We start from the raw sequence: 12,542 nt of genomic DNA on the forward strand, positions 1-12,542 counted from the left end.
TTTATTATACATGAATAAGCAGAAAATGTTCTTTAGGCTACTCGTCTGCATCAGTATTGTTTTTATCGTTTACGCGTTCGTATACAATTATGTCATTGACCCAGGAGCAGAAACATTTTTAAGCCATAAAACCGGGCTCACGCGAGAGTTAAATGTGCCGGTCTGGCTAAACGTAATGTACATTCATGTGGCGTTTGCCTGTGTTGCGATGGCGGCGGGACTGCTTAACTTTTCAAAACGAATCTTTGCCAAAAGTCGCAAGTTCCACCGCTTAAACGGCTACCTTTATTTCGTATCTGTCTTTATTGTCGTCCTCACGTCAGGCTACATGGCTCCATACGCAACAGGAGGCAAAATCGTCAGCATTGGTTTCAATGCAATCAACATCATTTGGCCGCTTATCACAATAATCGCGCTCGTTCAGATCAAAAAGAAACGAATGACCCAACATCGCAATTGGATGATCCGCAGTTACGCCTTTTGTTTTACGAACATGGTTCTTCATTTAATTACTGCCATGGTGAACCGAGGATTTGGCCTTGATTATCCAACTAGCTATACAATCGGTGTTTATGGCGCCATTGTAGTGCTGCTCGTTATTCCTGCTATCGTCATCCGCTTGATCGGCGATTGGCAAGTGACTTCATAGCAAAATCTATATTTGTTTTCTACTTTAGCTTACATCGCTGAAACTGAAATGATAGACTAATTAAAAAGCGATAGGAGCAAGGGGGAGGCAAATGACAACAATTATAGTTGGAGCCGGGATAGTTGGGGCAAGCGCGGCCTATCATCTAGCCCGAAAAGGGGAAGATGTTATTTTGGTCGATAAACGTTTTAAAGGGGAAGCAACAGCCGCAGGCGCGGGCATTGTTTGTCCGTGGATCTCGAAAACAGATGATCCAGATTGGTACAGGCTTGCTCGTAACGGAGCGCTTTACTACCCAGAGCTGATGGAAAGACTGAAACAAGATGGGGAGGAGCATGTTGGCTTTGCTTTCGTCGGAGCACTAGGTGTCAATGAAGAGGAAAGCGAGCTTGCCGCAATGGAAGCCCGCGCCCATCAAAGGAAACAAGATACCCCAGAAGTAGGCGAAATTAAACGGTTATCGTATGGGGAGGCGAAGGCGTTATTCCCACCGCTAAAGGAAGGGCTAGAAGCTGTTTATGTCGAAGGAGCTGCCCGCCTTGACGGTCGGTTGTTACGCGACGCTTTGTGCCGTGCCGCTAAAAAGCATGGCGCACAAGTAGTTGAGGGTGAAGCGTGTCTTGTATACGAGGAAGAAGCCATTTGCGGCGTTGAAGTAGAGGGGACCGTATATGAAGGCGACACGGTCATTGCCGCATCAGGGGCATGGGCGAAACAATTGGCCGAGTCTATTGGAATAACGATAGAAGTTGAGCCGCAAAAAGGACAAATTGCCCACATTGGCATGGAAGGGTATGATACGTCGAAATGGCCAGTCGTCCTTCCACAAACGAGCCATTATCTAGTCTGTTTTGATGATGCCCGGGTCGTCATTGGGGCAACGAGAGAAACAGGATCAGGGTTTGATTACCGCCTAACGGCAGGGGGCGTCTATGAAGTACTTGATGAAGGGCTCCGTGTTGCCCCTGGACTAAGTGAAGGTTCGCTACGCGAAGTCCGAATCGGTTTTCGCCCAGCAAGCAAAGACTTAAAGCCTCTTCTAGGCAGAGTAAAAGCATTAAAAGGGCTAGTGATCGCAACAGGGCTTGGCGCATCAGGTTTGACAATGGGGCCTTATGTAGGGACGTTAGCAGCCGCTTTGGCAGTAGGCGAGGAGCCACCTATTGATTTAGCTCCATACGATCCATTGCGGAAGTGTTAAGTTTTTCTTAAATAGAGCGAGCTTATTGCAGCTCGCTCTATTTCACGTTTTTTTCCTAAAAAGGTGGAGGACGAGCGAGAATATGCCTATGCCTGTTGCCGCTCCAGCAGTGTCAATAAGCACATCGGTAAATTGGCCGCTGCGTCCTGGAATGAACAGTTGGTGGATTTCGTCGGTGATCGCATACAAAAAGCATAAGAAGAGCGCCAAGACCGCCGCCTTCACCCCTTTGCCGCCAACTTGGCGAAGTCCATTCAGCATGAGGATACCAAGAATAAAGTAAGCGCCAAAATGGGCACCTTTGCGGACAACTGTGTGGAGAAGATCGGCATGCATCTCTACCTGTGGCATCATCGCCGATAGCGACTGCATGAAAAAGTCAAGCACACCCAAACTTAGCTTTGAAGAGTCGTTTGCTGGCTGGTGGGAGAGAAGAAAAATCGTAGCCATCCATAAAATCGCCGCTATCCAGGAAACAATTGCCTTGTTGTACATAAACGTCTGCCTTTCCTACTCGTTTGTTATTATTTTAGCATAGGACGAAAAAAGATATATTAAATTCGAGATAAATGGGTATACATATAATAAAGTAAAAAGGAGGTTTGAAAATGGCAAATGTGAAAACAGCGGTCATCTATTATAGTTCCACCGGAACAAACTACCAATTGGCAAAATGGGCAAAAGAGTCAGCTGAAAAAGAAGGCGCGGAAGTGCGGTTATTAAAGTTTCCAGAACTTGCTCCAGATGCAGCAATTGACTCCAATCCAGCCTGGCGTGCCCATGTGGAAGCGACGAAAGACGTGCCAGAAGTAACACCAGATGACATGGAATGGGCCGATTCCTATATCTTTAGCGTGCCTTCACGTTTTGGCGTTCTTCCAGCACAAGCTAAACAATTTTTTGATACGCTCGGCGGCTTGTGGGCACAAGGCAAACTCGCTAACAAGGTAGTAAGCGCCATGTCCTCTGCCTCTAATCCACACGGCGGCCAAGAAGCGACAATTTTGTCTGTGTATACAACGATGTACCATTGGGGTGCAATTGTTGTTGCGCCTGGTTATACGGACCAAAGTGCTTTCACTTCAGGCGGCAATCCTTACGGAACGAGCGTGACAATTGACCAAGACGGAAATCAAATAGAAGACGTCGAACAGGCTGTCAAACAGCAAGCAAAACGGACAGTCACAGTCGCTAAAGCCATTGTTACAGGCTTGCAAACTGGAGACTGAAAGAAATCGACTTGCCAGAGCTATAGGCAAAACGAGGGTGCGATGGTGTGCCAACAGGAAAAAACCGCCTTTGGATCGGAGGGCGGTTTTTTCCTGTCGCTAACAGCGACGTGACTATTCTCATTTTCATTGCGCTTTCCTGCTGCTATCAGTCGTGAAGGCGCTTCGGGAAGCCTTCTCAATTCTGGCGAAGCATGCCTTTGTAAATCCCTGGCTTTGAGTTTGGAATGGCGATCGCGCCTAGCGCTTTTTCGTAAAAATCTACTGGACCAGCGCTACCGATGATGCCATAGCCGTATCCTGATTCGCGCATGGCATGGAAAGAGCGGAGCAATAGCGCTTTTCCGATTCCTTGGCCACGGGCGTCCTCTTTCACGCCAGTAGGCCCAAAAAAATTTTTAAGCGTTGCATCATAGCAGGCAAAGCCGAGAAGCTCCTCACCACTTACAGCGAGGTAGCAAGAAACAGGAGCGCGGCTAAAAGCAACGTCGCATTCATCAGCCCAGCCTTGGCTAAAATGGGATTTGACCCAGTTAAGCACAATCGTTTTCTCTGGGGCAAGTGCGCGTCTAATAGTGATTTCCTTTGAAACGGATGGTTCCTCAGGCAGGCTATATAACGGGACAAGCATGTCACTCAACATCATCAGCGCCTTTCTGTTTGGAGCTACAGGTGAGTTCGTTGCAAGCACAGCATTTTCCTGTTTGGCGCCATAAAAGAAATAAGAAAAAGGTTGACAGTGCTGCTTTAAAGCGCAAAAATAAAGGCATTGTGAACTAGAAAAGCCGCTTGCCGATTGACCAAATGGGATAAAGGGGTGTTTGCATGGGCAAACCGATTCAAAAAACAGATGGGCCTACGCCACAAAGGCCATTGATTTGTGCGCCGCTAGTCGGAAAAACAAAAGCAGCGCTGATAGAAGAAATCGACGCTGTCGCTGCAAAAAAGCCGGATCTTCTAGAGTGGAGAGTCGATTTTTATAAACATATTGGCGAAACCGAGGATGTCCTTGAGACGGCTTCCCTTTTAAAGGCGCATAGCAAAGGGATCCCGATTTTGTTTACGCGCAGATCGATCCGAGAAGGGGGCGAACCGATCACTGTCAGCGAGCAGGAAGTGACTGTGCTCTATGAGCAAGTAATGAAACAAGGGCTTGTCGACGTAGTTGACGTAGAGCTTAGCTGCCCAGAAGCCGAAAAGGAGCGCCTGAGAGCGATTGCTAAGGAAACGGAAACGCAATTGATTCTGTCCTACCATGATTTTCAGCGGACGCCGTCTGAGGCGGATATATTGGCAAAACTGCAAGAAGCGGAAACGTATGGTGCCGATGTAGGCAAGGTCGCAGTGATGCCCGAGACAATGGCCGATGTGCTCACTTTAATGCAGGCAACGCAAAAAGCCGCCTCCACACTGACAATTCCAGTCATCACCATGGCCATGGGCCGTCTAGGTACATTATCAAGAATGGCAGGCGGCACTTGTGGGTCAGCACTTACGTTTGCGATCGCCAATGAAAGCTCCGCTCCTGGACAAATGCCGATTGAGGAGCTTCGTGTTGTTTTAGATGTCATCGACCGATATGTCACTGGGTCATAAACGTGCGTATTGCCGTTCTACTAAAAGATCCCGTCCTGCTCTATGCGGCACGGGATCCGTTTGTTTACCGCCAAGCGCTAATTCGTTCAGACCGAGGTACAAATACAGCCGACATCGCTTTTACCCGTCCTTGCAATAGGATTTGCCTGCCTTCAAAACTGCGGGTGTAGACAAGTTCTGCTTTGCCAAGATGTTTTTTCCATTCACGGTGGAACATTTCAGCAGTAGCTTTCTTACGCCCTAGTTCGGTAGGAACGGCAAAATAGTCTTTGCGCGTGCGGAAATGGGCCTTTGATTGCCGGTATAGAAGGTAACGAGGATCTTCAATCGGATCGATCACTTCTTGGAGCGCTTTTAGAAAAACGGTTTTCTCATACGTTGTCCCGATTTTAAGCCAGCATTCGAGGGTGCCATGCCCTGCTTTTATAGTCGAGATCGCATCTTTCTCCCATGGAGTCTCGACAATGCCCGCTTGATGTAGTGCTTTGTAAAGGGCTTCCCCAACACTCTCCATGCTTTTTTCAATCGTCGAATTGCGCCACCAAATCCGAATCGCTTTCCAAAAAAATGGGGCCGCAAAAAGGGCGCTAACGACAATTGGGTAAACAAGGTAAAAGGTCATCTCTGTTTTGCTACCATAACTAGAAGGACGCTCTACAGTTACGCCCTGCCATAAAGTAAGAAAGCCAATCACAATCATCGCCTTTAATGTTGTTCCAAACCAAAGTGGTCGAGGGATAGAACGAGCATCGGCGCTTATTTCTTCAGTCGGCCTTCCCTCCATCGCAACCGCTTTTTTCCAACGGTCGGCAAGTAGTTGCCGATTTGCTGCCTGGGCAAACGTCTTTTCATTTGACTCTTTCAATAAACGGCGGCGATAACGTGGTTTAGGGAAAGCAAGGCGGTTGATGCCTGACTCGATGATATTGTCCTCTGTGCCAAGGCCGATAAGCGACTTAAAGCGGCGTTGGAGCGAGAGGCAATCATGGCCACCATCATACTGTTCCGTGTCTATGCAAACCATGTGCCAAATATTGGCGGTTTTATTTGGATTATCTCGTTCAATTCGCAGCGCCCGGCCGCGCATTTGATTAGACAACATGAATGAGCCGACATAGGATGCCATAATAAGCGTATTGATGCTAGGTGCGTCCCAGCCCTCTCCTAGCAGAGCCGTTGTGCCGATTAGGACGTGAATGCCGCCAGTTGTAAAAACAGCGGTGATAATGCTAACCATGTTGGCGCGTGTGTTGTCATCAACGGTAAGCAGTAAGTAATTCGGATCATGGGCCAACGGTTGCAGCTTGAGCTCCAATCCTACTTTTTCAGCCTCTTTTTCGGCTCGTTTCTTAGCTGAAGTGGGGATAATAACCGTCGAGCCAGTCAGGACCGCTAGCTTAACTTTCGAATCGATGTGCCGGCGCAGCTGCTCAAAAATCGGGATGACCCCTAATCGTGTTAATGGTTGCTCATCACCTCGGTGTTTGGGCAAATCAATAAGACGGATGTAGTCAGCGAGAATGACAAGGCGAAGCTTGTCTTCTAACTTGCTTGCTTCAAAAGAAACAATGTCTGTCATTGCATCAAGCTTCGATAGACTATTGACAAGAGAACGGTCAAACGTTTTCGTAGAACGAAGCGTGACTTTTCTACGCTCGATAGCGCCAATTCGCTGTAGATGTTGTCTAATGTCCTTTAATGGCGACTGCTTTTCATCCATTTCGGCATCTTTAAACAGCAGATGGTCTAAAAGCTCTTCCGCCCACTCCTCTTCAAAAGGTGGGATGTTTTTTTCATAAAGGCCAGCCAATTTTGCCGGCTGTTTCCACGCTTCGCTACTACATGCATGCAAAAAAATAAGCAAACTTGAAAAGTAAGCCTGATTGGCGAGCATTTCTTGGGCTTGATTTGCTGGATCAGTGATGTAGCGGTGCTGTTCTACAAACGAAATAAACGCTTTATCGGTTTTAAGCTGCTGCATAAATGACGTAACTTCGTTGTGAAACGCAAGGAGCGGCTCGGCTTCTTTCACCGTTGGCGTTGTCGCATAAATATAATCTTGATGAGGGCAGAGGTCGCCTTCTTTAACCAATTCGGCGACGTGAATTTCTGCATCAATCGGCCCGCACAGATCAATATAGTTTTTCCATTCTTTTTGGGAAACGTCGTAAGGTGGAGTGGCAGTAAGTGCGACAATCGTTGGCTTGTTAAGGGAACGCCGAAAATCGATCGTGCTTTTCCACCAAGCGGCACGCAAATGATGGGCTTCATCGACAATCAACGTTTGAAAGTCCATATCTAGCAATCGCTTGTATGCCTCCTTCCTCTCTTTTCCCCCTAGTGATTCCGTTTGATGTTCAGTCGCAATGTCTACGTCATCTCCCTCAAAGCCTCCACTATCTTCAAAGCTGCAAAGGCTGTGCAACCCTTGATAAGTGGCAATCGTCACAAAAGCAGGTTGGCGGATGTCTGTACTAACCCAATCCGGCGTTTTATCGCCTTGCCAGAACAGTTCTAGAAATCGCTCCGCCCATTGGTTGCGAATCGCCACTGTCGGAGCCAATATAAACGTTGGCTTGTTTAAGCGCACCATTAGTTCAAGCCCTAAAACAGTTTTGCCAGAGCCTGGCGGCGCAACGAGATGGACGCGTTTGTTTTGGAGAAGGGCAGCCATGTCCGCTAAGATCTTTTTTTGGTATGTACGCCATTGATAACGAAATTGAATCGATTGTGGAAATTCGTTCACGTTGATTCCCCCAGTCTATTAAAACGGTATTAGTAGTAGTTTACCAGGAATAAACAAGCTAGTAGAAGAGGGGAGCGGCATAAACGTTTTGGCGCTAGGAAGCCTCCATTTTATGTAAAATGGTTGATTTGAACGAAAGAACTAGGTAATAAGAATCTTTTTCATTCAAATTTTTGTTTTTGTTAGGCGTGGTTAGGGCTATTGGTATATTGAACATCCTGCCACAGTCTTTTATGCTAGTTATATATGGAAATGGTAGAAGGTGACGTATACGAATGGATTATTCAATGAGCATTCAACGACTTCAGCAGGAAATGGGTTCGCTTCGGGGAGATATTGTAACTGCCCAGCAAGATGTGAAGCGGCTGCAGGAAGCAAAGAGCACATTAATAGAAGAGCAGAACATTCTCCACCAAGACAAGACGTATCTCCAAGATCCAGAATTAAGCTATGACGCTTGGCGTGGAAATGAGGCCAACGACCATGACGGCAAACGATTTTATTTGGAAACGTCTTATCAACACTCCCAAGACCATCTTGAGGAAATCATTTCATCGATTGAAACAAAAATAAGCGACTTGCAAAGCAGTATTGAAAACAGCTACCGATTAATTGATGCAAAACAAGCACAAGTATCGATGTTCAAGCGCTTGCAAAAACAATGAGGTGAAGGAAAACGATGGCAGAAATTAAAGTGAACGAAGCCGAAGCACTCGAAGTATTCGAAAATGTCGCCAATGCCGCCAATGGCTTTACGCCAACAAACGCGAATATCGAAATGGCGACATCGTTACTCGAATTTCTTGAGAAAGTCAATCAAATAGAGGACGGTTATAAAGCGCAAATACAAGCGTATATGGAAGCACTCAACAAAATGGAACAGGAAAGCCAGCGCCTTATTAAAGTGTACGGTGAGACGGACAGGGCCTTGGCAAACCAAGGGTAAGGGGAGCCAAAGAGATGAAAGTATTAGATGTCCAGGAAGTAATCAATGGCATTGATAAGTTAGTTGATGCGAAAAAAGAAGACATTGCCCAGCTAGAAGCGGTGGAATCAAGCATTCGCAAAATCCATAATCTCCATTCACTCCAAGGAGAAGGGGGAGAAGCGATTAAAAACCATTTTTCACAGCTGCACTTGCCGGCGCTGCGCTTTTTCGTTACCTATCTCGAGCAGTACATCGAGCAACTCGGGAAAATGAAAAACAATCTATTAAACTTCGAAGCAAGCAACGCGTTGCTTCGCCAAGATTTTCTAACAGAAACAATCCCAAATGGCATCAACCGCATCAAACAAAATGCCGAAGCGAGCACAGAGGCAATTAACAGCGCGTGCGCCTCGATCCAAGACTTAGTCCACACCGGCACATTCACAATGGATGGCGTGCAATCATGGGCAGACATGTTAAAACAACATGCCCAAGACACAGCCGATCGTCTCGAAGAATTGGATGCAGAAAACATCAATCTCGCCAACGAAGCCGAAGCGACGTTAACAGAATTAATGCAGTCAACTGAAAAGGTCATTAACTGGACAACGGGAGGGCCAATTGCTTCCCCAGCTGTACAAGAAGAAATTGACCGTTATTTTAAAGAAAACGACGTCTATTACAATATGTGGTCAGAAGCAATGGAGCTTGCTTCCATTGAAGACCCAACACTGATGGGAATAATCGCCGATTGGTTTAGTACAGCAGGCACCTTCTATAAAGGAATGGATGTTGCCAAAGGCATTGGCGCTCTTGCCGTTATTGTCTCGGGAAGATTAAAGTTTGAAAAAGCTGGAAACGGCATTTTCCGCGTTAAAAACCATCAAGACTGGGTAAAGAAAAACGGCGTCTACAATTCAAAGTTAGCAGCGGGCCTAAACTCAATCATGCGCAAATTCGGCAATAAAAATTCACCGATTAAGTTGTTCCGGGAACTTGGCAGGTTCAATAACCAACCGACCAACATTTTGAGAAAACTAGTCAATGTAGATCCGAGCCATTCCTCTGTAGCATTTACTAAGTTATTTCGCAAAAATGCCTCCGGCGTAGCTATCGATGACGCAAAAGCGAAACAATATGTCGCTAAACCTGACTTAAAAGCAACAGCCAAAGAAGCTAAAAAGACATTTGTCAATACGTTTAAGCGCGTGCCTTATGTAGGTACGATTGTGTCAGCCGGAAGCAACATAATGGAAGCATTTAAGGATGAAAATAAAGAGAAAAGTGCCGCAGAAAAAACTGGCAGAGTAGCAGCTGGGTTCGCAATGGATGCTGGTGTAGCTGGACTAACCGCTGGAGGAGCGGCAATCGGTTCCATGATTCTGCCAGGGCCAGGCACAGTCATTGGCGGGGCAGTAGGAGCGACAGTTGGAATCATTGGATCGATCGCTTTGGATGAGAAAGTGAAGGATTTGGGAGAGAAGGTAGGAAAACAAATAGATAAGGGTGTTGATAAAATAAAGGAGACGGCCTCAAAGGTGGCAGACAATATTGGCGATACCGTTAATAGTGCCAAAAAATTTGTTACCAGCTGGTTTAAGTAGTTTAATCCAGACAGACAATAGGAGATTGTAATGTTTTCACTAAAAAAAAGTCTAAAAACATTGGCCAAAGGGCAGTTTTGTTTCCTTCTTATGACATTCATTTTGCTGACCAATGTTTCGCATTGGCGTGATCCACTAGCATCTTGGGTTTTAATTCTAATGTTAATCCAGCCGGGCATTTTCTTGCTGGCATTTGTTGATGGCTTCCGTACAAAAAAGGCAGTTGAAGTGGAACCCGAAGAAAGAGGGAGTGTGTTTTCATTAAAAGGGTTTCTCAAAAGTTTATGGTTTCTCGCTCCTGTGCTACTATTTATGACATTAACGATGGGGCATTTTGACCGTGATGCTGTTGTTCCCTTTCCTTCTGCCTTAATCTTAGGGTTTTTGCTGGTAAATGGATTCTTTAATTTCTTATCATTGTTTGTGCCAAGTTACGTGGTTTTGTTTTATGTAGCGAATGCGTATGACAAAGCAAACACTGCGTGGAGCGAGGGTTTTCGCTATATAGCTATTTATTTCTCTGGATTAAATGCGGAGATACAAAATCTATTATCCCGTTTCCCTTTTTACATTCAAAGGCCGATTACACTTCTTCTGTGTATATGGTATATCTTTGCTTATATATCTATTGGATCGTTGTTTGGTTGGTAATAGGTTGGAGGGGAAGGAAGAGGGAATCCGTCTGTTTTTAAAGGTTTTCCTTAAGTGAAAGACTTCTCCTTCCTTCGTAACAGGGCTTTAATCGTGGCAGACTTTTAAGTTGACACTATTATTATCTAGTGTGAATCTAAAAAGGTATTTATGAATGTCCTCCTAAAAAAATTAGTTTTCTAAGCCAGGAGCGTACTAAATGTTTTCCATCCGCAAGAGTCTAAAAACATTTGTCAAAGGGCAGCTATGGTTCCTTCTAATGCTGTTAATACTCCTAAGCTATGTTACATATTGGCAAGATCCTTATTTGGCTTGGACACTCATTGTTTTATTTATACAGCCTGTCATTTTCCTACTTGCCTTTATTGACGGCTTTCGTACAAAAAAGACAGTTGAGATTGAACCGGAAGAAAGAGGGAATGTGTTTACTTTTAGAGGGTTTCTCAAAAGTTTATGGTTTCTCATTCCTGTCCTGCTATTTTTTACGCTCGTCACTTGGTATGCAGATTTTGATGGAGGACTTCCTTTTCCGTCAGGAATTTTAGCGGTTTTTCTTATGGTTAATTGTTCGCTTAGTTTTTTATCCTTCATCATGCCAAGTTATGTGTTGACGTTTTATGCAGCGAATGCATATGACAAATCGAAAACGGCATGGAGTGAGGGCTTTCGCTATATCGCTATCTATTTCTGTGGATTGAATGGCGAGATTCAAAATCTATTATCCCGTTTTCCTTTCTACGTTCAGAGGCCGATTACGCTGCTTTTGTGTATCTGGTATTTTCTTGTATTAGGTGGGATTATTAATATGTTTGGCTTGTAAAAAAAGGGAAACGTAAAGCGTAGTTGATCGTAGTTAAAAGGGAGAGTGGTGGAGGGAAGGTTACTCCCCTTTTTATCGAATCATCTTGAAAATAACAATAGGAGTTGGGGGGTTCTTTCTGGACAATAAAGAAAAGAAAGACGTAATGAAAGTATTATCTCTTTTTACTATAGGGGGAATTCTTGTTTTATTAGTCCCTGTTTTTTATCATTCTGTCCTCCCATAACTTACTTTCGCTTGAAAAAGACAACCAAAACAGTTTTTATCGCCCATTTAGATAAATCTATACAAATAAAACTAAAAAATTGAGGTGGAATGGATGATACAGGACAAGCAAATCGCCCTTTCGACAGAGGAATTTGTTGCTGCGTTAGTGTTATGTGGGTATGAGGAAGCGGCTGCAGATATTATAAATGAATTGCAATTAGCGGAAACGGAGGAGCAGCTTGTTACGTTTTCAAACCAGGCGGAAACCCTTTTAAACAACCGTGGTTACTGGGACGAAACACGCTCTAGCAATCTTGTCAAAGGGTTGGAAAGTTTTATCCACTTGCTGATCAAATCGCAGAAAAAAACACGCTGTGTCCATGGGAACCATGTGTTGATTTTTCATCAAATTGAAGGGGACGAAATGATTGTCCAAACGTTTAAAGGCATGGAGCATCGTTTTGAGCTGTGCAAACATTCGGATTCGCTATGGGAGCGTATGGCTGATTTCTTTGGCTTAGCAGACGAGGACGTTGACTTGCCCGAGAATTTTAGGCTGAGATCCCAAGGGTTTGATCTGTTTTCGCAAGCGACAAGCGAGGAAATTGATGCGATTATCCGTGATCAAATTTATCCGGAGAACTTTAATATTTTTTTAGATGATTTTCGCAACCATGGCTTTTCACTGGACAACATCTCCATGATGATCTCTCATTATACCCGTGATGAAAGTGAGCTCATTCAAGTTAATTTCTTTCTAAAAAGCAGCAAAGGGTTCATGTGGTACGTCGACTATAGTCTAATTGAAGAAACAAACGAAATTCATGTAAAAGCACTGGCCCCAAAAGAGTGTTTTGAGGCCGCGGTCTATGTGATGCTCGATTTTTACAAGCACGATGCAGTGGAATAGG

Annotated in this window: 13 protein-coding genes; 10 read left to right on the forward strand and 3 right to left on the reverse strand. The window is 45.0% G+C overall.

The genetic code is table 11. The features are described from left to right. The first annotated feature begins 10 nt into the window (after positions 1-10). Complete coding sequence (locus tag V5G21_RS12000) at positions 11-649, forward strand: DUF2306 domain-containing protein (protein ID WP_095236772.1); 639 nt, start codon at positions 11-13, stop codon at positions 647-649. A 91-nt stretch (positions 650-740) separates the two neighbouring features. Further along, the gene (locus V5G21_RS12005; protein ID WP_073305590.1) at positions 741-1,850 is read left to right on the forward strand and encodes an NAD(P)/FAD-dependent oxidoreductase; all 1,110 of its coding nucleotides are present in this window, start codon (positions 741-743) and stop codon (positions 1,848-1,850) included. 42 nt (positions 1,851-1,892) lie between these two features. Here the strand turns inward: V5G21_RS12005 and V5G21_RS12010 are convergent, their stop codons facing one another. Continuing rightward, positions 1,893-2,345 carry a VanZ family protein gene (locus tag V5G21_RS12010; protein ID WP_073305592.1) on the reverse strand — a complete coding sequence of 151 codons (453 nt, stop codon included), beginning with the start codon at positions 2,343-2,345 and terminating at the stop codon, positions 1,893-1,895. Between the two features lie 113 nt (positions 2,346-2,458). On the opposite strand from V5G21_RS12010, the gene wrbA reads away from it, so the two are divergent. Further along, entirely contained in the window at positions 2,459-3,079 is a 621-nt protein-coding gene (gene wrbA / locus V5G21_RS12015) for an NAD(P)H:quinone oxidoreductase type IV (protein ID WP_095255299.1), read from the forward strand. A 178-nt stretch (positions 3,080-3,257) separates the two neighbouring features. Here wrbA and V5G21_RS12020 read toward each other — a convergent pair whose 3' ends face one another. Beyond that, complete coding sequence (locus tag V5G21_RS12020) at positions 3,258-3,770, reverse strand: GNAT family N-acetyltransferase (protein WP_095236767.1); 513 nt, start codon at positions 3,768-3,770, stop codon at positions 3,258-3,260. Between the two features lie 134 nt (positions 3,771-3,904). On the opposite strand from V5G21_RS12020, the gene aroD reads away from it, so the two are divergent. After that, positions 3,905-4,675 carry a type I 3-dehydroquinate dehydratase gene (gene aroD, locus V5G21_RS12025; RefSeq protein WP_095236765.1) on the forward strand — a complete coding sequence of 257 codons (771 nt, stop codon included), beginning with the start codon at positions 3,905-3,907 and terminating at the stop codon, positions 4,673-4,675. A 64-nt stretch (positions 4,676-4,739) separates the two neighbouring features. Here the strand turns inward: aroD and V5G21_RS12030 are convergent, their stop codons facing one another. Continuing rightward, a complete protein-coding gene (locus tag V5G21_RS12030; RefSeq protein WP_338464790.1) occupies positions 4,740-7,421 on the reverse strand; it encodes a DEAD/DEAH box helicase family protein in 2,682 nt (893 codons plus the stop codon). Between the two features lie 275 nt (positions 7,422-7,696). Between V5G21_RS12030 and V5G21_RS12035 the strand changes: the two genes are divergently transcribed. From V5G21_RS12035 to V5G21_RS12060, 6 genes are all read left to right on the forward strand, one after another. Next, complete coding sequence (locus V5G21_RS12035; RefSeq protein WP_011245395.1) at positions 7,697-8,086, forward strand: DUF5082 domain-containing protein; 390 nt, start codon at positions 7,697-7,699, stop codon at positions 8,084-8,086. A 14-nt stretch (positions 8,087-8,100) separates the two neighbouring features. After that, on the forward strand, positions 8,101-8,367 hold the full coding sequence (locus V5G21_RS12040; RefSeq protein WP_073305595.1) for a YwqI/YxiC family protein: 267 nt from the start codon (positions 8,101-8,103) through the stop codon (positions 8,365-8,367). 14 nt (positions 8,368-8,381) lie between these two features. Beyond that, on the forward strand, positions 8,382-9,953 hold the full coding sequence (locus tag V5G21_RS12045) for a T7SS effector LXG polymorphic toxin (RefSeq protein ID WP_095316408.1): 1,572 nt from the start codon (positions 8,382-8,384) through the stop codon (positions 9,951-9,953). A 30-nt stretch (positions 9,954-9,983) separates the two neighbouring features. Then, entirely contained in the window at positions 9,984-10,604 is a 621-nt protein-coding gene (locus V5G21_RS12050) for a hypothetical protein (protein ID WP_011245398.1), read from the forward strand. 199 nt (positions 10,605-10,803) lie between these two features. Continuing rightward, on the forward strand, positions 10,804-11,424 hold the full coding sequence (locus tag V5G21_RS12055) for a hypothetical protein (RefSeq protein ID WP_073305599.1): 621 nt from the start codon (positions 10,804-10,806) through the stop codon (positions 11,422-11,424). A 319-nt stretch (positions 11,425-11,743) separates the two neighbouring features. Beyond that, positions 11,744-12,541 (forward strand): hypothetical protein, encoded by a 798-nt coding sequence (locus V5G21_RS12060; RefSeq protein WP_011245400.1) that lies wholly within the window; start codon positions 11,744-11,746, stop codon positions 12,539-12,541. Position 12,542 lies beyond the last annotated feature (1 nt).

Origin of the sequence: Shouchella rhizosphaerae, assembly GCF_036700015.1 — a bacterium.
GTDB classification, from domain to species: Bacteria; Bacillota; Bacilli; order Bacillales; family Bacillaceae_D; genus Shouchella; species Shouchella rhizosphaerae.

Excerpts from the sequence above, each read along its gene's own strand:
- V5G21_RS12040 (WP_073305595.1), top strand. The coding sequence starts at position 8,101 with ATGGCAGAAATTAAAGTGAACGAAGCCGAAGCACTCGAAGTATTCGAA.
- V5G21_RS12010 (WP_073305592.1), bottom strand. The coding sequence starts at position 2,345 with ATGTACAACAAGGCAATTGTTTCCTGGATAGCGGCGATTTTATGGATG.
- aroD (WP_095236765.1), top strand. The coding sequence starts at position 3,905 with ATGGGCAAACCGATTCAAAAAACAGATGGGCCTACGCCACAAAGGCCA.
- V5G21_RS12000 (WP_095236772.1), top strand. The coding sequence starts at position 11 with ATGAATAAGCAGAAAATGTTCTTTAGGCTACTCGTCTGCATCAGTATT.
- V5G21_RS12045 (WP_095316408.1), top strand. The coding sequence starts at position 8,382 with ATGAAAGTATTAGATGTCCAGGAAGTAATCAATGGCATTGATAAGTTA.
- wrbA (WP_095255299.1), top strand. The coding sequence starts at position 2,459 with ATGGCAAATGTGAAAACAGCGGTCATCTATTATAGTTCCACCGGAACA.
- V5G21_RS12035 (WP_011245395.1), top strand. The coding sequence starts at position 7,697 with ATGGATTATTCAATGAGCATTCAACGACTTCAGCAGGAAATGGGTTCG.
- V5G21_RS12060 (WP_011245400.1), top strand. The coding sequence starts at position 11,744 with ATGATACAGGACAAGCAAATCGCCCTTTCGACAGAGGAATTTGTTGCT.
- V5G21_RS12055 (WP_073305599.1), top strand. The coding sequence starts at position 10,804 with ATGTTTTCCATCCGCAAGAGTCTAAAAACATTTGTCAAAGGGCAGCTA.
- V5G21_RS12050 (WP_011245398.1), top strand. The coding sequence starts at position 9,984 with ATGTTTTCACTAAAAAAAAGTCTAAAAACATTGGCCAAAGGGCAGTTT.
- V5G21_RS12005 (WP_073305590.1), top strand. The coding sequence starts at position 741 with ATGACAACAATTATAGTTGGAGCCGGGATAGTTGGGGCAAGCGCGGCC.